Source organism: Candidatus Aquicultor sp. (assembly GCA_036504445.1).
Lineage (GTDB): Bacteria > Actinomycetota > Aquicultoria > Aquicultorales > Aquicultoraceae > DASXVE01.
Window position 1 is genome coordinate 388,569 of sequence record DASXVE010000025.1, and the last position, 21,488, is coordinate 410,056.

Below are 21,488 nucleotides of genomic sequence, written 5' to 3' on the forward strand. Positions count from 1 at the left end.
AATGGCAAATTTATTTACCCAACAAGTATAGGAGGTCCGCCTTGGACGAGCGAGATTTTGCCGAATTGATTTCCGTCTTTTTAAAGGGTGCCGGGCCCGACAACACACCGGACTCTAATGAACCGGGCGCACATGCGACCGATAATCCGCAGCAAGCACCCAGCGACGCCGAGCTCAGAAAAAACATTATCGAGGCGCTTGCGGAGAAGATCAAGGAATCCCAAGAGGTCGAGGAGGTCGCCCTGCAGGAGACTCCCGACGATGAGGCGCTGCAAGAAACCGTAATGTTTGACGACACCCGAGCGAATGCGGACGAAGAAGCGCTGCCAGTAGTTGATATCGATGAACAGCTGGTAACAAAAGAAGAGGTCGACAAACTTCTCAATAAAGACGAGCCCGCCAACATTATGCCGCTTCAGCAAATCTTACACCGCTTCCTTGATTTGGATGGGGTCATTGCCGCAATGCTCATTACGCGTGACGGCTTTACCGTCGATTATGCATCAAACATAGAATTCGAGTTTGATATGGTAAGTGCAGTAGCCGCGACGGGTTTTGCCGTGTTTGGAAAAATTGGCGATGAGCTCGGTAAAGGCGTGCTCGATATCGCCATGCTCGAGTACGATGCCGGGCCGGTTATTATCTCGCCGGTAGTTCACGATGTAGCGCTCGTGGTCGTCGCGTCGCAATGGGCAACGCTCGGGCGAATTCGCTGGGAGATCAAGAAGCAAGCCAACGATTTGATCACACACCTCTAAAACGTATGTGCCGGGGTCGCGCTTGCGGCACAGGTATCAATAAGTATATAAAAAGGTCAGGCTTAAGCCCGGCTTTTTTATCGAACTATTGGCTGCTTAGACGTTATCTCGCGTCATCTTGGGTTTTATGCGAAGCGCCATGCGGTACACGACAAAGCCAAGGCCGGCCAGAATAGCAAAGGGCGTCAGGAAACCGATCAATGCCAATTAGACGGTCCGTTGCATATGGTGATTCCCCCATAGCATATAGCTGTTTAGTGATATTAATCTGTGCTATGCTGGTTGGCGGATATATCTTTTACCGTGGAAGAAGAAATGGTAGATACGAATCGCGATATTGATAGGGCACTTGTTCGACGATACGCTTCCGGTGATACCAGCTCCTTTACCGATCTCGTCGAGCGTTATGAGCGCAGCATCTACAATTTAGCATATCGCACGACTGCAAACAGTGCAGATGCTGCCGACCTCACACAAGAAATCTTTCTAACCCTGCATCGAAAAATCAGCCAATATCGCGGTGATGCGGCTTTCTTTACCTGGTTTTACCGTCTTGCCGTAAATTGCGGCAACGACTGGTTGAGGAAAGAAGCACGCCGTACGCAAAGCATCACAATCGAAGAGGTTATGCTGCCGGATGGCGGTATGGGGCCGAGTCAGGTTGCCGAGCAAAAAGAGGTTCAGCAGCTCGTGCAAGCGGCAATCTTCTGTCTGCCCGAAGACCAACGCCTCGTCGTCATCCTGCATGATTTGCAGAGCTACAATTACCAGGAAATTGCCGATATTTTAGGTGTTCCGGTCGGAACCGTAAAGTCGCGGCTGGCGCGCGCACGGTGCAAATTGGCTGAAAAGCTTGCGCCACATGGAAACATTACGCAAGAATGAACGTCTAATTAGATGGATGAGATACTATGAATTGTAACGAGGTAAAAAAACTACTCAGCGCGTATATTGATAATGAGCTATCGGGCGGCGAATCCCGTGAGGTAGAAACGCACCTTGCGGCGTGTACGAGCTGCCGACATGAGCTTGCAACCCTGAAGGCCGCGGTATCCTTGGTGCAGGGTCTCGATGAGCTCGATGTGCCAACCGATGTTAGGCGTGCGCTTCGAACTATAGAGGATGAGCAAGGTGGGCAAAGAGTGGGCCGGGCCGAACACCACGCAGCGCGACGCCACCAGAAGCGCGGTTCAATACTGCCGCCGCTTCGGTATCTCGTCGGTGTTGGTGCAGTGGCGGCCATTGCCCTCGTCGTTCTGTTATCACAACTTACTAATACTCCAAACGCTCCTGTTGCGACACAAAGCTTGAAAGACACGACGACGTACGGCAGTAGGCAACTTCAGCCGGAAAGTGCACAGAAGCATGATATTAATTCGGTAAATGCAACGAAGGATCAAGAAAACGCCACCGTAGGTGGTAGTGCTGCAACCCTCAGCGCTAAAAGCTCAGAAGAAAGCGTGCAAAGCAACGCTAAACAGGCGTCACCAAGTGGGTCACAAGATGCAACGGCAGTTCAACCGCCGTTTACAAGCAAGCAAACCGCTATGGCAAAGCAGTTGCCGATCGTTAAAGCTACAAAGAATAATTACAGTGACGCATCAGCCAGCAAGCTGCTCATAGATATTCAGAAGCAGACCGAGGGTATCTATACCGTTAAGGATGCCCGTACCAAGCGTGCGGCAATGGTCAATGCAATGCTCAACGAAATCAGCCGCCAGGGGGGCGAAGGCACGCTCGTTAGGGCGCCGATCAATGCACTTCTCGACCAGACAAAGCGCGACGCCTTGCCGGTCTATATTGAAAAGGCGCAGTACAAAAACAAAAATTGCCTGGTAATTATAATCCGCTGGGGCTTCGGCAACGAGCAAACCAGCCTCTACAAGGCAAGCGTGTATATTACCGATCTCAGCGGCTGGGATATCCTGCGTTACGAATCACGCTAAAATATCCCTATTTCAGAGCGCGCAACGCCACGGTACTTTCCCCGAAGCCCGAGAAGCGCGCATCGCGTTACCGCTTTATCCCCATACTTATTTTTCAATGCGTCAATCGTTGCTACAAGATTCGATTCTCTGCCGTTTAAAACATCAAATATTGATTCCTGCCAGCCCGCATCTTCTCTGATGAGATTGGTTGCACTCATACCGACCTTGGTAACCGGGTACATCTCAAGGAGCGTGTGTTCCTTGAAGAGTTCTATAAGCAAATTGCGCGCCGCACTATACACCCTGCCGGGCAGATTGGTATGCTCCCCTAAACTTATCCGGCGGCTTGCGCCAAAGAGACGCCCAAAACACATATATAGAGTGACCGTTTTGCCAACGTAGCCATCTTTTCGCATACGCCTCGTGGCACCATCACAAAGCCCGAGCAAGACATCGCATAGATATTCGACTTCTGTGCTGCCGCTACCGAGCGACATGCTCTGACCGAAAGACTTTACCTCCATCCCCTTATACGTCGGGACTACCGGGCTATCATCAATGCCATGAGCCGCCCGGTGCAAGATTTCACCGATAATACCGAATTTTGTTCGCAGCAGCTTAACCGGTAAATCCGCCAGATGGCCTATAGTTATAACACCGGTCGCATTGAGGTGCTTGCGCATGCACCTGCCGACACCGGGGATACTGTCGACCGGCATCGGGGCGAGAAGCTCGGGCAGATCGTCCGGTCTGATCACCGTTAGCCCACCGGGCTTTCTAAGCTCGGATGCCATCTTTGCCATAAGCTTGTTTGGAGCAACGCCGACAGAGCAGCTAAGACGCAGCTTGTGATGTATGTCGTTTTGCAGCCGCATGGCGATATCGCGCGCCGAGCCGAAGAAGCGAGCGGTTTGCGTAATATCTAAGAATGCCTCATCAATGGAGTAGACTTCCAGCGCATCCGAGTACCCCTCGCAGATATTAATGAGCCGCCGGGTATTGTAGAGGTATTTATCGTAATTGCCCGAGATGTAGGCTGCGTTTGGTAAGCGCAACTTGGCTTCAAGCACAGACATACCCGACTTAACACCAAATTCTCTAGCCTCATACGATGACGCCGCAACAACGCCCCGGTATGACGAGAGATCGTCCGAATGGCATACGACAAGCGGCTTGCCACGGTAGATGGGAGCATCGCGCTGTTCGATTGAGGCAAAGTAGGCATCCATATCCACATGAATAATCGTGCGCTCCATACCTACCCCTTCCCATGCACCTTCTCGATGCGCCATATCATATCTCCGATATTAAGTGAGAGCTCATAAAAGTCGACGTCACAGCGCACCGTATAGCCATAGCACTTTGCCGATCCGGTTAGATACCGGTAAACGCCGGTAATTTCATCTATCTTGTAGTACCTGCGTTTCCATGCGAATGAGACCGGCTTAAGTCGACCACGAGCAAAGATGGCCGACACCTCGATTACTTCATGTACGTCAAGCACCGTACGCTCCTTTATATCGAACGTGTGTTCGATATAAAGCTACTACCTGTGCCCCTTTTTGTCAAGAGCACGGTCGGTAAAACCCACAAGCGATATCGAGTGCTTAAAAATAAGCTGGAGAACCCCTTATTACAGGTTCTCCAGCTCCATTAGCGCATCACTGCATTGCTGATGATCTACAATCTATTATTTTGATTGCTATATTGTCGCTACCCTTGTATTTCTTTTTCCATCATACCTACACGGTGAAAGAGCGATTTTATGTCGCACGGGATTCTGATCTGGGTAACTTGCGTCCCCTCTGGTGCGCTAATCACCACAGACGGGGTAAGTACCAGGACACCTTTTACCCCTGCTTCAGCCAATAAGTTAATGCTATGCTGGACCCAGCTTGGGTGAGTCGCCACTACCGCAACCTTTATGCCCAATGACTTAAGCTCCGGCGAGATACCTTCAATGGGCCGGACTTCCTTACCGTTAACCACAACGCCACGGTCATTTGGATCTTCCGAGAAAAACGCGGTCGACACAAAGCCGTACTTTTCGACAAGGAAAAAGCTGAATAGCGCGTTGATTGCCTTTGCCGACCCTATAAAAGCAATCGGCGCAAGTGTGGGCAGCGACAAGAAGTCGCTTAGGATATGTCGTAGCCCCTCGATGCTGTAACCGACACCCCGCTTGCTCGGCTTATTATCGATAAACGAGAGATCGTTGCGTACCGTTACTTCATTCAGCCCCAGTGCTCCGGCTATTTCCTTCGAAGTTATGGTACCCTTCTTCCCTGCCACCAGCCATTCGGTTAGAAGGCAATGGTATAAGGCTAAGCGGTTTAGTACGGCCGCCGGTGTTGGTTTCGTATTTGACGAGATATCCATAGAGCTACACCTCATTTGTAGTTAATTTCACAATATTTAGATAATTTTATGTTATCACCGATAGAATCTATCAGCAATAGGTGCGCTTCTAAACATGATAACCTCGCTGAGCTGCGCTATATTCGAGTTTATACGAGTTGGTTGCGGCAATAAAAAATGTAAACAAATTAATAACGCTAATTTATTGACAATTACTATCGCTTGGCTTACTATTTTGTTAAGATATTAACTAACGATTTTGTACGTAAGTTAATTACAAAATTTACGGGGGCACACCAGCCACAAGCTTTTAAATCGAAACCTCCCAAAGTTTCGGCTGTCAGGAATAGCTTTGTGGCTGGTTTTTTTTACCAATAAACGCAGTTTTCCCTCTTCAGCTATACCTTAGGTTTGCGCAACAAGAGGACTTTTACTTTGACACCGCGTTCACAATCTGCTAAAAATAAAGGAGCAATGAATAGTTTGGCCTTTATATAAGCAATCATAACTTGGATCCAGCAAACTTATGGCCACGGATTTGTATAGGCGTGATATGGTGAACGAAAAAGCAACTCAACCGGTAGTATTATTTGACAATGTGATCCGCTGGACATTGATCACAGCAGTCGCACTCTTACCTCTCCTGATGTCCCCTGTAAATGTCGATGCTTACGATCTGCCAAAAGCAACGCTTCTGTATGCGCTTGCGTTGATTGCGGGGGCAAGTTATATCAGTCGATCGTTGTTGGCTGGTAAGTTTGTTGTTAAGAGAAGCCCTCTTAACAAGCCGTTATTTGCATTTGCCGTTATGGCAACTATTGCGACAATCGTCGCACCGGTGCCGCTTATGAGCATCGTCGGCCAATATACGCGTTACGAAAATCTTCCAACCATCTACAGCCTCGTGCTATTGAGCTTTTTTGCAACCCAGTATCTATCTGAAAAACAATGGTTTAACCGTACGGTTTCATATTCTTTTATAGCATTTGGAGTAATTAGTATTTACGGGGTCCTGCAAAGTCTGGGCTTTGACATCGTAAACTCGGTGCTGAGCGAAAAAACGCTAGCCGCTTTCGGAACCCGGGTTACCTCAACCTTGGGTAACCCCGTTTTCTTTGGTGGCTATCTGGCAATTATGCTGCCGATTCTTTTCAATTACCTCATCGATGACGAGAACCTTCCGTTTATGCCAAAATCAGTTATAGGCACGTTGATGGTTCTCGGGATAACAGGTCTAGCCATCTCTGGAACACGAGGCGCTTGGGCCGCAGCAATTATTGGCATAATCGTTATTACCATACTACGGCGCGATCAGTTGGCCAAAGCGGCCGGCACAGCATTTGCAATGCTCGTTTTCGGTATTGCTTTTATGCTGCTTGTGTTATCGCTCGCCGGTCCAAATATTGCTCAGAATCAGCTGGCTTCAATCAAGGATAGGTTGGTAACTTCGGCAGATTTATCGCAGGGCTCGGCAGTAAGCCGGCTAGAAAACTGGAAGTTGGCGGTTAATATGATTTCAATCCGCCCGCTCGGAGGTTATGGTCCCGATCAGATGCAGCTTTGGTCGGGCGCGTTCATGTCATTAAAGCAAGCGCAACTTGAGCCGAATACGGTACCCGATAGGGCGCATAATATATTTTTACAGGCGGCAGTGAATGGTGGCGCTGTTAACCTAATCGTATACCTATGGATCTTTGCCATCATTATCATTTCCCTTGCACGTGCGCTAAAACGCCGGAATGGTTCACGCGGCTATGTGCTCGGCATCTCAGGCGCGTTTGCAGCGTATATCATACAGGGTTTTAGCGGAATTGATATTATCGGCATTACTCCAATGGTATGGATAATGGCTGGGGCCGTCGTAGGCATCGCTGCATATGATGCGCCGGAGCGTGTTCTCGTAACGTGGCCGTTTAAACGTTATGTGGAAGCTATCGCGGTTACCTTCCTGGTAGCATCAGCGCTCATTGTCTTAGCTGCACGACCGGTAATCGCCGATTCTTACTATTATGATGGTGTGCTCAGCCGCTACTATGGGCATACGGACCGAACAATCGCATCATTTACAAATGCGATCAATCTGAACCCATACCGAGGGCAATATCGTGCAGACCTCTCTGCCGTCCTTATGGCTCAAGGCAATACGCTCAACAATCCGGCCATTATGGACAAAGCATTAGTACTAGCGGACGAAGGCTTGCGCTATAATCATGAGGACGCCACACTGATGCTCGCAGCGGCCAGCATATATCGGTTATATGCATCGATGGTAAAAGACGAGGCGATGATAGGGCAAGCGGAGAGCTTTTACAGCTCCGCAATGAACAAGGCACCGTATGATATCAATCCAAGAAGAGGTTTGCTTGGTCTACGCATGCTTTTGGAAGCCTATACGGATGCAATAGAGCAAGCAAATACAATTCTTCAAATCGATCCTAACGATTCGGACGTCAAATTCCGCCTGGCCCAGGCTTATGAAAAGACAGGTAAAGTCGGGCGCGCTAAACTTATATACCAAGATCTGTTGCAAAAGAATCCTAACCAGCAGGATGTTAAAGACGCCCTCAACAACATCGGCAAAAACCAGTAGGACCAACCAATTAACAATGCGATGCGATAGCATATCAAGAACGCCAAGCTTGAGGTTCAGCCTAACATGCATCATAATTGGCTTGGAATAAATATATTAAGGGTTTAAATGGTTAGAGCGAAAACCAAAAGCCATTTTTTTTCAGATATCAGGGGCCAGGTCACAGCAATAATCGTTCTTGCAATCTCGTTTTTTTTGTTTGCAGGTATTTCAATCCAATTCTTTGCTGAACGGGGCACCCCTTGCACTGCATGCCATGCGACCCGACAAGAAACGGCAACATGGAAAACATCTCCGCACCGTAATATCTCGTGTCTTTCCTGTCACCAAGACCCCGGATACTTAGCATTGGTGCAACTTGAGCTTAAAACGACACAAAACTTCACTTCCTGGCTGTTTAACGCATATCAGGACCCGATCGTCGCCCAGGTAAAAGACCAGAACTGTTTGAAATGCCATGACCGGGAAATCCAAGATACAATTATCAGCAAAGGCATCCGCATGAGCCATAAAGAGGTCGCAATATATAAATGCACTTCTTGCCACGCGAGTGTTGCACATGAGATGTCAAACCGCGTGCGCAACTACCCCGATATGGACAGCTGTGCCAGCTGTCATAACTTCAACCAAGGTGATGTTGCTTGCGAGAAGTGCCATCCGCAGAAAACACAGGCGGAAGAACTTTATAATAAAGGGCCGTGGAAGGTAACACACGGTCCGGATTGGCAAACCGCACACGGCATGGGCGATCCCAAAACCTGCCAAACATGCCATGATACAAAATTCTGTATGAGTTGCCATAAAAGTGAAGTACCGCATACCGAGCCCTGGTCGTATTTGCATGGGCAGGCCGCAAAGGTCAATGTAGATGGTTGCTATCAGTGTCACAGAAAGAGTCTGTGCACGGATTGTCACCGTCTCGATATGCCGCATCCCGCAAATTTTCTGCAAAAACACGAGTTTGTCGTTAAAGACCACGGCTACGAACTCTGCTGGCGCTGTCACAATCAGCAAGATTGTGTAACGTGCCACTTCAGTGCAGCTCATCCAAATACTCCTGGAAGCAGATTTGCGCCTAAAGACTTTAAAGGATACGGCGGCATTGGATCGAGTGGACTATAGGCATGAAAGGTTGCGGTTGATTACGTAAATGTTAATGGGTCAGTTACAGCTTCTAGCGACAAATCTATATGTTACATATATCGCTGCGGTGTCTGACGATTCGCTCTTTTCGCGCTTGTTTGGCGATTTAACTAATTGGCGTCGCAACAAGAAACTGTTGGCTACCGCCCTCGAAAATACTAAAACTTATTTTTCTAATCCACGACGCTACTCGCGCGAAGTTGTCACCATCATCGCTGCAATAATTTTAAGCCTGTTAGTTGTTGCGCTGCTTGTTATGGTTTTCCTATCAATAAAGAGACAGTATGCCATACGTAGGGCAGCGAAACGAGTGCGCAGGAAGCTGTCGAAAGAAGAGATCACGCGTCGAACCGTAACAACCTGTAGTATCTTGGGCATCATTCTCATTTTGCTTACGGTCGGCACAGCGCAACCTAGTTTATGCGCGCGCTGCCACGAAACCCAGAAAAGCGTATCGGAGTGGGAGACCTCCTCTCACAAGACTGTCGGCTGTCTCAGCTGTCATTATGAGCCTGGACTTATTGGTTATGCTTTGGGCACCACAAACGGAGTGAGCAATATGCTTACGCATTTCATAGATGCCAACCCTCCGGTGCAAGGAGCGGTAACAAACAGCTCTTGCCTGCGATGTCATGACGATATTTTCAACCGCATCGTTGTCGACGAGCGTGAAATTCGTGTACGTCACAAGGATCTAATTACAGGAGGACTAGCCTGTACGAGCTGCCATGCGCAAGTTGCGCATAAAACAGAAACCGGCGATACCTTTGCCATGAACATCTGCGTCGGCTGCCATACTAATACCAGCAAGACCGCAAGCTCAAAATGCTCTACTTGTCATCAACAAGATATTGCCTATAAGCCCGGACGCACACTCGATGACTGGCCGAAACAAAAAGGTCTGGGTGTAACTTGTACGGGTTGCCATAAGCAAGCAACAACAGCAAGCTGTGTTCGCTGCCATGGGCTTGAACTTCCGCACTCGGCCGAATTTCGGAAGAAACATGCGATGCGCGCTGCAGAAACCAAAGGCGAGCTTTGCTTCAAATGTCACTGGAATAGCAAAATGAGCCAAAGAAGAATGTGCGGGTGTCATGACGCCCAAGGCGAAATCCACCCCGCACCTGAAATCTGGTATTACCAGCACCAATCTGAAGCTAGGATTAACGGCATATCCTGTAACTGCCACGCTACAACCTTCTGCGCAAGATGTCATGACGATGCAAAGGCCGTCTATCCGAAGGGTAGCACGGGTGATGACCAGATGCACGGCGGCTGGCAAACCGGCTTCTAACTTATACTTTGAATTGACCTTAGGGGTGAATAGCAATAATACATGAGTAAAAATGCAAGAAACGCCGGGCGACGAGAATCGGTTTCCAACCCACTATTGCTACCGCTTGCAATAACTCTGGCGCTGCTGCCGGTCATCATGTTTCCCTACATGGCGGACACGTATGCGCTTCCAAAGGCTACGTTCCTGTATGTTGCCACCCTTACCTTGTTCTCTTTATACGTCATACAAGCGTTTCGAGCAGGTGAATTTGTGATTTACCGGTCACCGCTAGATCTCCCGGTTGTTCTCTTCCTTCTTGTGACATTTTTAGCCGTGCTATTTTCAGGCGCCCCTGTCCTAAGCATACTTGGCAAATACAGAAGATATGAGGGCTTACTCTCGCTGTTATGCTACGGCGCCCTGTATTTTTTCGCCGTGCAATCGGTACGCACTAAGCAGCATTTTGAGAAACTTGTCTCGGTGCTGGCCATTGGCATGGCACCGGTTGTGTTGTACGGCACGGCCCAGGCTATCGGTATCGATTTCCCTTCGGTAGTAAGATTTGAGTCGCGTGTCCACTCCAGCCTGGGCAATCCGATTCTGCTGGGTTCGTACCTCGTAATAATGCTTCCCTTGCTTATCTCATTTATCCGCAATGTCGAACAAGAGAAATGGAAAGTATTTGCCGGGGCCCTGGTGCTTCTCGGTACCATCAACCTCATTTATACCGAATCACGCGGTGCTTGGCTTGGCGTTGTCGCAGCGCTTGCAGGTGCGTTTGCAATCCGTGCGATTCAAAACTTTAGAAGCACCAAGCAACGCCGCAAACGGCAAAAAAACGTAGAGACAAAAAATAAAACCCTTATCATTGGTGTTATTGGCGTCATCGCCCTAGCGTTTATAATCTCGCTTGTGTTAACCCCAGCCAACCACTTCAGCCAGCGGCTGACATCAACGTTTGTCGTCACCGAAGGCTCCGCGGCAACCCGAATAGAGACGTGGAAAGCGGCCACCAGGATGATCGCCGACCGACCGGTCCTCGGCTACGGGCCAGAGCAAATCGGGTACTGGTTCCCAACATACAAAACAGCTCGCCATGTGATGCTTGACCCAAACGGCATGGCGGATAGAGCCCATAATGAGTTCTTACAAATTGCCGTTGATGCCGGCTTACCAGGCCTCTTCTTATACATCTGGTTATTTGCGGTTGCCCTTTGGATAGCAATAAAACGAGGCGCCTCGAAACAGAAACCATATCTCATGGGAATCTCTGCGGCGCTTATAGGGTATATCGTACAGGCACAAACGGGCATATCCGCTCTATTTATTGCGCCGCTCGTATGGTCGCTACTCGCAATATCGATCAACTTGAGCGCGCCGCACAATACGCTCAAGAAACTGGCCATACCGATCCCAAAATGGGTCAAAGCTCAGGTTGTTATTCCGGTTGTATTGCTTGCGAGTTTCGCGCTGGCGGCAATCTCCATTTTGCCGGTTGCCGCCGACCTTGATTCTTATAAAGGCCAACGGCTTGCCCACACAGGCGCTATAGATGACGCGTCGAAGAAGTTCGAAATGGCAATCAAGCTTTTCCCTTATCAGGCACAGTACGAGAAGGACGCTACCGAATTCTACCTTGATTATGCGTCGTACACACAAAATAGTATTTTTGCACGCCGGGCTGCTCTTATTGCCCAGCAAGGTCTCGCCTATAACGCCCGAAATTTTGAGCTGCTCTATTATGTTGGCGAAACCAATTTGCTTGCCTACCGGCTTACGAGTGATGATATGGCGCTCTCGGATGCCGAGCGTTATTACAATCAAGTGGAAAATATCTGGCCGGGGCAAACTCTGGTCAAACGTAAACTCTTTGATATAGCGCTACTGAGAGACAATCAGAAACGCGCGGAAGAATTGGCGCGGAAGATCGCCGATATGGGTCAAGCCGATCCGAATCTTTATTACTCGCTCGCAACATACGCGCAAAAACACGGCGATAGCAAAACTGCTAGCCGGTATTTCCAGAAAGTCCAGCAACTTGACCCTGAATTCTTGTTAAAAATGCGGAGTAATTAGCGCTTATCCACAGGTCTCTTCATAGCAACACACTAAGTTTTTACCGCGCTGCTTGCTGACGTAAAGGGCTGTGCTAACCGCGTTCATGAGTTCATCTACGTTTTCGCCGAGGCTTGGAAACTCGGCAATGCCAATGCTGACGGAAAGCTGCATTTCCTTGTCGTCTTTTTCGATAATGGAATCGTTAACGGCACGACGAATCCGGTTGGCCAAAACGGATGCCTGCGTGCAACTGGTGCTTGGCAAGATCAAGACAAACTCATCGCCGCCGTACCGCGCTTTGTAATCGGTCAGACGCGAACATGCGGTAATAGTGGTAGCCACCCTTTTGATCGCCCTATCCCCTTCTACGTGACCGAACCAATCGTTGATACTGTTGAGATTGTCGATGTCCATCAGAACTACGGCGAAATAACCGCCGTACCGCTGCGCCCTGTTTACCTCTAACTCGAGTGCCGAGAAGAAGTGCTTGATATTAAATAGACCTGTCAGTGGATCGGTTATGGAAAGTTCTTCATTCTTCTCGATAAGAAGCGCTTTTTGAAGCGCAAGCGTAGCTTGGCTGGAAAATACAGTGAAGCGGTCGATCTCTGCCACAGTAAAATGACGCGGTTTAAAATCGCCGACAAAGAGAAGCCCGATCACTTCACCGCCCTCACGCAAAGTCGCCGCTAAAACCGATATCGTTCCCTCGTTCATTACGGGGTTATCAAAGAGCGGCTCGTCATTGATATCAAGGATATGTAGCGGCGCATCATTATCTAGTAGCTGTTCGGTGATCCCGCCCGGTTGAAGCTCCCAGACAGTCTCTTCGATTTCCTTCGAATAGCCGATCGCCTCTGCAAGCCTGCATGTTTCGGTCCGTTCGTTGAATATAATGAGGCTACCGGCGGCGCAATGGGTCACCGCAAGTGCACTATCAACGATGGCATGGTAAATGTCCGCGCTTTTCTTATGCGTTGAGAATTCGCGGCCGACCGATGCGATGTCGATCGTATTCGCCGCGGCGCTGGCTAAATCATCCGCAAGCGCCCTGATTGTATCCGCGCAAGCATCTCGAATCACGGTGACGTTCTCCAGCCCCGGGATACCGGAAATGCCGGCGGCGACTTCGGTAAGATCAACGATAACATCCACATCACCTATTGATGGCAGCTGCTCGATTCGATCAAATACAGGCACGTTAAGGTCCCGGACGCACTCGGATTCTACTCCATTGCGCTGGGGGTCGCATAAACCAACGATGGTGCTTGATGAGCACACATTAAGTGTTGATGCGAGCTTGACGGCATCACTACCAGTGCCAATTACAGCGATGCGAAGCGAGTTTTTGCCTTTCATAGTATGTACCCCCACTGGTTTCCGTAATATCTGCCTTAAGGAAAAGTATCGTCTTTTTCTATAGAAATATTTAGCACTACTATACCAATCCTATACCATGAACACCAGGAGAAGTGGTCAAAGGGCAAGCACCGGTATTTATATGACGGTTACCGCTTACTGGGGGGCCGTCTTATTCATCGTGTGAGCTTGCAACCCGCACATCCGCCGCTGCAGAGCTTCGCCGCAGGCAGGCTTCGTGCACATCGAGGACACATGGTTATAAATATATTATTAGTGGTAAAGCCGCATGTTTCACATGCGCGCAGCTCGTTCTTTTTACTGTCGCATTTCATTTACATCAGCCTCGCTAGAACCTGGGCAAGCGCGCCGCCTAAACCAAACGCAAGCACCCAGCTCCCGAACCAGATAGGAACCGCCTGTTTGGCACCGCGCTCCTTAAAGAGAATCATCAGCGACGCGATACACGGTACAAAAAGCGTAATGGTAACCAGCGCAACCACGGTCTGCACCGCACTTAAACGCATTGTATACAGCCCGGCAGCCCCGAAATCCCTGCGAACGAGACCCATAACGAAGGCGGTTGCCGTCTCCCGCGGCAATTCTAGCCAACCGGTTGTTATGGGTGCCCATAGCGTTTCCCAAATTTTTAAGAATCCTGAAACCTGCATGACTGAGACTATAAGCGCGCCGGCAAAAAACCAGGGCGTGGCTTCTTTCATAAAGGCATAAGAGCGCAAAACCGCTTTTTTGACCACGTTATCCAGTCTCGGCAAGCGAAGCGGTGGCAAATCGATAAGCAGCGGTGATGTTTCGCCGGGAAGACTCCGTGAAAGTATCGTGCCGATTGCAACCAGAATTATGAAAATCGCACCCATATAGAGTGCAATATAGCCGGGGCCAAGCGCCGCCAACAGCACCGTGATGACACCGAGCTGCGCGGAACACGGGATCGCCCATTGCAGGATAGCGGTAGCAATTGTCTTTTCTCGCTCTGTTCCTAAGAGGCGCGTCGTTATAGTCGCCATAGTGACGCAACCGAATCCGAGGATAAGCGGCACAACCGCACGACCGTTTAACCCGATGCCGTTGAGCGCCCTATCGACGAGCGTCGCCAACCTCGGTAAGTACCCTGAATCTTCCATCAACGCCAGCGCCAGATAAAACCCAAGAACCAGCGGCAATAATAACCCGAGCAAGTAGGTAGGAGTCATCGTCAAAAGGCCGAACTCCCCGATGAGAATTTTACCGAGCACTCCACTTTGTGACGTCAATGGATTCACCACGCTTGTAATAAACGGCTCCCAGTAGCCCTGCATGATCGTGCCCTCGGTAACACCGACTATCATCTGTGCGACCAGTACACCGACGAGTTCATAGAGGCCGTAGAGAATAATTACGAAGATCGGCAGGCCTGTTATCGGATTAAGAACCATCCTCCCAAGCTGCTGACGAATTGTCTCCGTCGTGCGGGTTTCACGAACGACGTGCCCGATGATATCGTTAACTCTCTCGCGGCGACTCACGTAAATCGCTTCGCGCTCGAGCCCCGGCTCAATACCGTGTCGAGCCGCAACGTAAGGGTCGCCCTCAAGAACTATAAGCGCCTCCGGCTGTGATCCGACACGCGAGAGCATCTCATGTAGCTTCTTATGAAGTGATGGGCTCTGATGGCCTTCCCGCGCTTCCCCGATCGCCGTTTCAACGTCTTCTAAGCCTTGCCGTTTTACAGCCACTGTAGGGATGACCGGTACGCCCAGAAGGTCTGACAACAAGTCTATATCGATCACCAGGCCATGCTGTTCTACCTCGTCCATGAAGTTTAGTGCGACGATAACCGGCAAGCCCATATCGATAAGCTGCAGAGTTAGGAAGAGATCTCTCTCAATATGAACAGCATCGACAACATTGATGACCGTATCGGCGCTTAAGATAATGTCGCGCGCAACCGCTTCCTCGTCATTAAACGAAGAGACACCGTAGATACCGGGAGTATCGATAATAAGGTTATCCCCATAGCGCGCCTGGCTGATTTCAACGGTTGTCCCAGGATAATTCGACACATCAACGTAGAGCCCGGAAAAGTAGTTGAAGAATACCGATTTACCCACATTCGGGTTGCCGACCAAAACGATCTTTTGGCAATCGTGCGGTACATCGATCGCTAGCGATCCGCTGTGACAGTGCCCGCCATGCGTGGTTTTGACCTCGATATTATCTTCCATTGTTGCTTTTCCTTACCGTAATCGTGCGCGCGAGCGCACGTCCTACCGCGATTTCCTGGCGGTTTTTTCGCAGCACAACGGGTCCAAAAGGAATTTTGCTGTGACAGATTACCGCACTTCCTTCTCCGATGCCAAATCTAATAAGCTGGGTTTTTGCCGTACCCTCAGGAATTTCGGTAATGATGACTTCCTCGCCGGTTTTTATTTGATCAAGACACATGTGTTTCTCCCTGTTTTCATCTCAAATACCATCATTTGAGATTGCGACTCCGTCTCAGCACATACCAAAAAAATATTGCCTCTCGTGCCTCTTTATCTGCACTTTTCACAGTAACCATAAATGCTTAAGTTATGTGCGGTGGGCTTAAAGTTCGCCTTTTCGCACGCCCACTCCTGGAGTTGTTCTATGAGCGGCTCCTCAAACTCCTGAACCGCCCCGCACGATAGACAGATTAGATGGTCGTGATGCGGGTGGCCGGCTGTATGTTCATACGCCGCACGCCCTTCCCCAAGATCGATCTTTTCAACCAAACCGCTCTCGACAAGAAGTTCGAGCGACCGGTATACAGTTGCTCTCGATGTCTTGCTCCCCTTGTCTCTTAAGAACTGCAGAAGTTCTTCGGCATCAAAATGCTTGTGCCACGCGAATACTTCATCCGCTATGCACTGACGCTCCGGTGTAAAAAAGAGGCCTCTTGATTCGATATATCGCTTAAACTGAAGCGTTTCCGATTTCATACTTCACCCTCGGATTGAGATTCTATCTCAATCTTAGTGCACACCGAGCCTTATGTCAAACAAATTCTGCTATAAAAAAGGCCGGGCTGAACCCGGCCGCTCCTTGCCTCTTAAAATACTTCGCTATCTTAAATGGCGCTATTTCCGCGTATCGACTAGCGGTTTCTCTATAATATAGACTTTGTTCATTACATCGTAGTACTGAATTTTATCAACAACGTCCATGCCTTCGGTTACCTTACCGATTACGGTATATTTACCATCAAGCTGCGACTCATCGTTGAGACAGATATAGAACTGGCTGCCGCCGGAATTGACATCCTTTGCATTATGCGCCATACCGACCGTCCCGCGCAGATGCGGTACGTCGTTGAGTTCCAGCTTTATGGTGTAGCCCGGGTTCCCCAAACCATCGTCATTCGGATCGTTGTTTTTGCTTAGTGGATCGCCGGTTTGAGCGACAAAGCCCGGTTCAATTCTGTGCCACTTAATACCGTTATAAAAACCTGAATTAATTAATTTAACAACACTATCAACAGTCTTCGGCGCTTTGTGCGGGAAAAGCTGTATCACGATCTTTCCCCTATTTGTCTCGATAACCGCGAAAATCTGCTTGTTCGGCACAGCGGTTTGCGGCGGTTGCTCGGCTGGCTGCAGCGCGTCTTGGCCGTTCTGTTGCGCTAGCGTATCTCTCGTATAGTTTGTTGCATCCTGCACCGCAACTGTTGTCGTGCTACGTGCCTTCTTGGTGCCCGAATCACCACCGGAACCGAGTTGCTTCAAAGACCCACAGCCCGACACCGTTAACAGCGCCGCAAGAGCTGTGATGATCAGCACTATAAAACTATGACCAATGCGTTTCATTAGGACCTCCATACAATGCGAGGGTATGTACAATCATATCCATAATATCATAGAAACTCCTCTCTATCCTTCGTTAGCAATTATATAGTATCTATGTAAGTGTTAAATGCATGTTTACAGGCCGGAGCAGGTGTTATAATAGGCGCCGTATTACAGCAGGGCCGCTGCTTTAGCAAGCGCACGGATAGACGGCGCTTCGAACAGTGTTTTTTGTACTAGTATTTAGTGTTTTCCCAGGTTATAATCCTTACGGAATAACATGGCAACCTTGCCTATGCAAGCCCCGTGTGCTATCATTTGAATCGGCGTCGAAATCGTCATTTTTTTAGTTCGCCCTTGTGAAAAGGGTCACCATATATAAAACCGTAAGTCTGAAAGGAATTTATAGTATGGAAGGCAACTTCAGAAAAATTTTGGTCTACGTGACGATCTTCTTGACGGTCGCAATTATCGCAATCCTCGCAATTATGCTAAAGCAAGTTTTCTCCAGTCAAAGTGTCCCGCAAAACCCAGCAGATCAAGCGTACATCGTCGCAAAAGCGTTAACGACCAAGAATCCTAAAGATGCGGATGGATGGTTCAGATTGGCAAAAGCTGAAGCCGACATGGGGCGTACCGGTGACGCGGTCAGCCACTTCAAAAAAGCGATCGAGCTTAAGCCGGCCGCACCGATGCTCCACTACACACTCGGTCTCGTCCTTGAAGATTCAGGCAAAGAAGAAGAGGCCATTAAGGAGTATCAGAACGAGCTGAGGGTAACCGAAGGCAAAAATGAGCTTGCGCTGTACGAACTCGGCCGCATTGCGAACAAGCGCAAACAATTTACTCAAGCCGTTGCGTATCTGCAACAAGCACTCGTTAGGATGGCGGGCGGCGCTGACGCTCATTACGAACTCGGTAAAGCATACGTAGGGCTGGGTAAAGACGATCTCGCAATGAAGGAATTTAACGAGACGCTGCGCTATATCCCGGACCATACAGATGCGCAAATTGCGATTCAGCAATTGCAGATGAAAAAAGTAGGCGCTACTGGAACTACTGGAACTAACGGAAAGACGACAACCACGACCGTACCTAATAAGAAGTAAGTGTTTGCCCGAATGTAATTAGGAGGCATGTAAGTTGGTTAGAACGAGGACTCTGATAATTTTAACATTGATATTGCTCCTTACGCTGGGGGCGCTCGCGTACTTCTACTTCTACGTACTCAACAACCCCAATGATAAGGTTCAGAGCGAAGGTATGACGCACCTATTTAGTATTTACGGATGGGGCGACAGACCGGACCAGCTCTTAAAGCGACCGCACGGTGTCGCATCTGATGGAAGTGGCAATATCTACGTAACTCTGCCGACCAGGGGTAAAGTGGTCGTATTTGACAACAATGGTAATTTCCTCTATCAATTTGGCTCAAAAGGCGTTAACCCGGGCTCGCTCATGGGGCCGCTGGGTATCGCGATCGACTCACAACGTGGCCGCATCTACGTTGCAGACCGCGAACGCTTTCGTCTTATTATTTATAACTTGCAAGGCAAGTTCCAAAAAGAAACGACATTGCTCTCGCCGGTAACGCCGGCAGTGGGCAAAGACAGGGTGTACTTATCAACGTTCGGCCCGCTCGTCACATTGAGCTTAGACGGCCGCATTCTTGATACCTGGGGCGGTCGTAGCCGCGCCATCGGTGGTTTCGACTTTCCGCATGGAGTGGGTGTCGATAGCCGTGGCAACATCTTTGTGTCCGACACTAACAACACAAGACTTACCGCACTAAACAAGAAAGGCGACGTGCTTTGGACGCGCGGTCGTCCACCGGAAGGTATCATGGACCCGAAGAAAGGCCTTAACCTGCCGGCAGGTCTCTGTATGGACGACAAAGAACGCATCTACGTCGTCGACGCGTTCGACTATGGAATTAAAGTGTTTAACACCAGAGGCACGCAGGTAGCTACCTTTGGTGGCAGCTCTGGTAACCTTGAGGGCCAGTTCAATATGCCGGACGGCATTGCGTATCTAGGCAACCGCATGTTTGCCATCGCTGATAAATTTAACGACCGCGTACAGGTCGTCAGGTTAACCATCCCCGGCGAAGAGAGCCCGTTTGATAACTTCCCGTGGTGGATATTGTTGCTCATACCGCTTCTCATGCTCCTGCTGAGGCGTAAGAAGTTCATCGCCAACGAGGACTTCATGGAACTCGTTGTGCAGGATCAGAAGCTCAGGCTCCTTACCCAGGTGGCAAAACGCATACATGTAAGCCAGGAAGCGTTTGATAGGTTCTCTGAGTATGAGGAAGATGCGTTGAAGTTCGCCGATATAGCATCGGTGCGCCCATACTCCAAAGAAGAGATCCAGGAGCTTATGGAGAAGCATGACGTCGAGGAGAAAACTGCTACTTTCTTGGCGCTCTCACGGAAGAAGTTTACTGAGAAGCTCATGTTAAATCGTTTTACCCTCGCATTTGAGGACGAGAAGGTCAAGGAGCTTCTTGAGGAGAACCCGAAGAAGAAGCCGCCTAAGATGATCAATTATAAAGAGTTCATCGAGAAATATGATGTCGAGGTAGAGGACGAAGAGCCGGAGCCGGTTGCAGAGCCGAGCGATCCGGGGGTAGAGTAACTATAAGGCACTAACGCATACATATGGCACCCTTAGCCGAAGCCGTATGCTAAGGCAGAAGAGTAAAAGGCGGATCCTTGGATCCGCCTTTTTTATGCCCTGTTTCGGTATGCTAATAGCGCTCTGTACTGCTATACTGTTAACAATACTACTGGTATCGGTTGTTTGCAGAGCTATATACCGGCATGGAGTATGCACATATGGCCTATGCAGCGCCTTCTCAGTGCGGCTTTACATAATAAATAACAGAGAAATCCTTCCAATTTTCCAGAAAACGCTTGACTGTTACCCAAATAATGGGTATATTTAGATTGTGAACGGTGTAGCAAACATCCACCGCATGTGGCGCGACACCAAGGAATCTGTTGGTAAGGTAAGGATTTAACGACGTAAGTTATGTTTACATGCAGGCTTAGTGAGTCCCAGCAGAAAAGTAATATATCCCAATCAAAGCAGTTTCATGCTGACAAATCACGCCGCTTCATAGTTATCAATGCCCTATTCCATAATAACTGTGCACCTAACACTTTTTCTACCAAAGCACGATACCTTTAAGCCTTAAGCATAATATGTAGCTTGAACCTTGAGATCTCATATAGGCGATTAAGCCGGGTACACCCCGCGAAGAGTAGTCCTGTAAAGCGACAAAAATTTTTCGCTCAGGCAATACCTATCCGGGTGAGGTAAAAACACGGCGCCTATATAGATATATAGCTTGCGAATGCAAGCGTATGCTCTTTGATAACTACATAGTGGAACACCTAGACTAAGACTCTTAAACGCACTACAGGGTGTTCACCTCTCCTTATAACTGGTTAGTTATTCACCTTTCTGTGGATTATAGATATTACATCATATGAAAGGAGGTGAATTTTTAAAGTGAAACAAATAACCAACAACCATTTCACTCATAAGGAGGTGAAACACATGAAAAAAGGCTTAGTCATTTTAATGGCTATCGCGATGCTCTTTGCGATGTCCAGCTTAGCTCTAGCTAAACAAGAGCTCAACTCAGACCCAAGCAGCACGTTCGTTATCGGTGCAAAAGGTAACATCGTTGCCAACACCTATACCCCAGTTGCTAGTGATACTGCAAATCCGTTAAGCGTAAAGGATTATCGGTACTATGAGCAGGGTAAGGTCGTAACCGCAGCTGGGACGGAGAATCCGTTTATGGCTGACAGCACCCACGTATACGGCACCTGGAACAGCCCGTACACCATGGGTATCGATGGTTACAACTACAACGATGCTCAGGACTATGTTGAGACCGGCAAGCAAGCCGCACAGATGGGCGATGCAACAGAGCTTCCGATCAACCCAGCGTTCTTAAGCGCAGTTCAGACCATGATGGCTCCATTTATGCCAGCAATGACGGCATACGGCATCACAATGGGCACTGGAGCAGCGGGTGGTAAGTATCCTGGCCAAGCGGTCATCAATACTCACCTCGCTGGTAACTTCCAGTCAGGCCCACACGGCGGCTACCTCACCTCGACACACCGTTGCCGTGAGTGCCACGCAGTCCACCGTGCAGCAGGTAAGTTCAAATTGTTGCGTTCAGACACAAGGTTT

The 21,488-nt window shown here is 49.1% G+C and carries 18 protein-coding genes; 10 read left to right on the plus strand and 8 right to left on the minus strand.

The window, feature by feature from the left end; all coding sequences use genetic code 11:
• The first annotated feature begins 41 nt into the window (after nucleotides 1-41).
• The 3 genes from VGK02_09345 (at nucleotide 42) to VGK02_09355 (ending at nucleotide 2,704) form a co-directional block, all read left to right on the plus strand.
• A complete protein-coding gene (locus tag VGK02_09345; GenBank protein ID HEY3375253.1) occupies nucleotides 42-758 on the plus strand; it encodes a roadblock/LC7 domain-containing protein in 717 nt (238 codons plus the stop codon).
• A 315-nt stretch (nucleotides 759-1,073) separates the two neighbouring features.
• Nucleotides 1,074-1,643, plus strand: coding sequence for a sigma-70 family RNA polymerase sigma factor (locus VGK02_09350; GenBank protein ID HEY3375254.1), 570 nt, complete (start codon nucleotides 1,074-1,076; stop codon nucleotides 1,641-1,643).
• A 26-nt stretch (nucleotides 1,644-1,669) separates the two neighbouring features.
• Entirely contained in the window at nucleotides 1,670-2,704 is a 1,035-nt protein-coding gene (locus tag VGK02_09355) for a zf-HC2 domain-containing protein (protein ID HEY3375255.1), read from the plus strand.
• On the opposite strand, the gene dinB is transcribed toward VGK02_09355, so the two are convergent.
• The 3 genes from dinB to VGK02_09370 all read right to left on the minus strand — a co-directional run bounded on the left by dinB (nucleotide 2,701) and on the right by VGK02_09370 (nucleotide 5,065).
• Nucleotides 2,701-3,978 carry a DNA polymerase IV gene (dinB, locus tag VGK02_09360; protein HEY3375256.1) on the minus strand — a complete coding sequence of 426 codons (1,278 nt, stop codon included), beginning with the start codon at nucleotides 3,976-3,978 and terminating at the stop codon, nucleotides 2,701-2,703. The two genes, VGK02_09355 and dinB, sit on opposite strands and share 4 nt — an antisense overlap.
• Nucleotides 3,945-4,190 (minus strand): hypothetical protein, encoded by a 246-nt coding sequence (locus VGK02_09365; GenBank protein ID HEY3375257.1) that lies wholly within the window; start codon nucleotides 4,188-4,190, stop codon nucleotides 3,945-3,947. Before VGK02_09365 ends, dinB begins: the two co-directional genes overlap by 34 nt.
• 209 nt (nucleotides 4,191-4,399) lie before the next feature.
• Nucleotides 4,400-5,065, minus strand: a complete 666-nt coding sequence (locus VGK02_09370) for a winged-helix domain-containing protein (GenBank protein ID HEY3375258.1) — start codon at nucleotides 5,063-5,065, stop codon at nucleotides 4,400-4,402.
• A 532-nt stretch (nucleotides 5,066-5,597) separates the two neighbouring features.
• Here VGK02_09370 and VGK02_09375 point away from each other — a divergent pair.
• The 4 genes from VGK02_09375 to VGK02_09390 all read left to right on the plus strand — a co-directional run bounded on the left by VGK02_09375 (nucleotide 5,598) and on the right by VGK02_09390 (nucleotide 12,129).
• Nucleotides 5,598-7,634: an O-antigen ligase family protein gene (locus VGK02_09375; GenBank protein ID HEY3375259.1), complete on the plus strand. Its 2,037-nt coding sequence runs from the start codon at nucleotides 5,598-5,600 to the stop codon at nucleotides 7,632-7,634.
• A 108-nt stretch (nucleotides 7,635-7,742) separates the two neighbouring features.
• Entirely contained in the window at nucleotides 7,743-8,756 is a 1,014-nt protein-coding gene (locus VGK02_09380) for a hypothetical protein (GenBank protein ID HEY3375260.1), read from the plus strand.
• Nucleotides 8,757-8,784: 28 nt separating this feature from the next.
• A complete protein-coding gene (locus VGK02_09385) occupies nucleotides 8,785-10,071 on the plus strand; it encodes a cytochrome c3 family protein (protein ID HEY3375261.1) in 1,287 nt (428 codons plus the stop codon).
• 42 nt (nucleotides 10,072-10,113) lie between these two features.
• On the plus strand, nucleotides 10,114-12,129 hold the full coding sequence (locus VGK02_09390; protein HEY3375262.1) for an O-antigen ligase family protein: 2,016 nt from the start codon (nucleotides 10,114-10,116) through the stop codon (nucleotides 12,127-12,129).
• A gap of 3 nt (nucleotides 12,130-12,132) precedes the next feature.
• Here VGK02_09390 and VGK02_09395 read toward each other — a convergent pair whose 3' ends face one another.
• The 5 genes from VGK02_09395 to VGK02_09415 form a co-directional block, all read right to left on the minus strand.
• Complete coding sequence (locus tag VGK02_09395) at nucleotides 12,133-13,470, minus strand: diguanylate cyclase (GenBank protein ID HEY3375263.1); 1,338 nt, start codon at nucleotides 13,468-13,470, stop codon at nucleotides 12,133-12,135.
• Nucleotides 13,471-13,805: 335 nt separating this feature from the next.
• Nucleotides 13,806-15,695, minus strand: a complete 1,890-nt coding sequence (feoB, locus tag VGK02_09400; GenBank protein ID HEY3375264.1) for a ferrous iron transport protein B — start codon at nucleotides 15,693-15,695, stop codon at nucleotides 13,806-13,808.
• Nucleotides 15,685-15,915 carry a FeoA family protein gene (locus VGK02_09405; GenBank protein HEY3375265.1) on the minus strand — a complete coding sequence of 77 codons (231 nt, stop codon included), beginning with the start codon at nucleotides 15,913-15,915 and terminating at the stop codon, nucleotides 15,685-15,687. Before VGK02_09405 ends, feoB begins: the two co-directional genes overlap by 11 nt.
• A 92-nt stretch (nucleotides 15,916-16,007) precedes the next feature.
• A complete protein-coding gene (locus VGK02_09410; protein ID HEY3375266.1) occupies nucleotides 16,008-16,433 on the minus strand; it encodes a transcriptional repressor in 426 nt (141 codons plus the stop codon).
• Nucleotides 16,434-16,571: 138 nt separating this feature from the next.
• Complete coding sequence (locus VGK02_09415) at nucleotides 16,572-17,297, minus strand: peptidylprolyl isomerase (protein ID HEY3375267.1); 726 nt, start codon at nucleotides 17,295-17,297, stop codon at nucleotides 16,572-16,574.
• A 389-nt stretch (nucleotides 17,298-17,686) separates the two neighbouring features.
• Between VGK02_09415 and VGK02_09420 the strand changes: the two genes are divergently transcribed.
• The 3 genes from VGK02_09420 to VGK02_09430 form a co-directional block, all read left to right on the plus strand.
• On the plus strand, nucleotides 17,687-18,385 hold the full coding sequence (locus VGK02_09420) for a tetratricopeptide repeat protein (GenBank protein ID HEY3375268.1): 699 nt from the start codon (nucleotides 17,687-17,689) through the stop codon (nucleotides 18,383-18,385).
• A 34-nt stretch (nucleotides 18,386-18,419) separates the two neighbouring features.
• Complete coding sequence (locus VGK02_09425; GenBank protein ID HEY3375269.1) at nucleotides 18,420-19,913, plus strand: 6-bladed beta-propeller; 1,494 nt, start codon at nucleotides 18,420-18,422, stop codon at nucleotides 19,911-19,913.
• A gap of 927 nt (nucleotides 19,914-20,840) precedes the next feature.
• The coding region (locus VGK02_09430) for a hypothetical protein (GenBank protein HEY3375270.1) at nucleotides 20,841-21,488 on the plus strand (648 nt) is incomplete at its 3' end.

Coding starts and splice junctions, on each gene's coding strand:
- VGK02_09350 (HEY3375254.1), top strand. CDS start 1,074: ATGGTAGATACGAATCGCGATATTGATAGGGCACTTGTTCGACGATAC.
- VGK02_09355 (HEY3375255.1), top strand. CDS start 1,670: ATGAATTGTAACGAGGTAAAAAAACTACTCAGCGCGTATATTGATAAT.
- dinB (HEY3375256.1), bottom strand. CDS start 3,978: ATGGCGCATCGAGAAGGTGCATGGGAAGGGGTAGGTATGGAGCGCACG.
- VGK02_09370 (HEY3375258.1), bottom strand. CDS start 5,065: ATGGATATCTCGTCAAATACGAAACCAACACCGGCGGCCGTACTAAAC.
- VGK02_09375 (HEY3375259.1), top strand. CDS start 5,598: ATGGTGAACGAAAAAGCAACTCAACCGGTAGTATTATTTGACAATGTG.
- VGK02_09380 (HEY3375260.1), top strand. CDS start 7,743: ATGGTTAGAGCGAAAACCAAAAGCCATTTTTTTTCAGATATCAGGGGC.
- VGK02_09385 (HEY3375261.1), top strand. CDS start 8,785: ATGTTAATGGGTCAGTTACAGCTTCTAGCGACAAATCTATATGTTACA.
- VGK02_09390 (HEY3375262.1), top strand. CDS start 10,114: ATGAGTAAAAATGCAAGAAACGCCGGGCGACGAGAATCGGTTTCCAAC.
- VGK02_09395 (HEY3375263.1), bottom strand. CDS start 13,470: ATGAAAGGCAAAAACTCGCTTCGCATCGCTGTAATTGGCACTGGTAGT.
- feoB (HEY3375264.1), bottom strand. CDS start 15,695: ATGGAAGATAATATCGAGGTCAAAACCACGCATGGCGGGCACTGTCAC.
- VGK02_09405 (HEY3375265.1), bottom strand. CDS start 15,915: ATGTGTCTTGATCAAATAAAAACCGGCGAGGAAGTCATCATTACCGAA.
- VGK02_09410 (HEY3375266.1), bottom strand. CDS start 16,433: ATGAAATCGGAAACGCTTCAGTTTAAGCGATATATCGAATCAAGAGGC.
- VGK02_09415 (HEY3375267.1), bottom strand. CDS start 17,297: ATGAAACGCATTGGTCATAGTTTTATAGTGCTGATCATCACAGCTCTT.
- VGK02_09420 (HEY3375268.1), top strand. CDS start 17,687: ATGGAAGGCAACTTCAGAAAAATTTTGGTCTACGTGACGATCTTCTTG.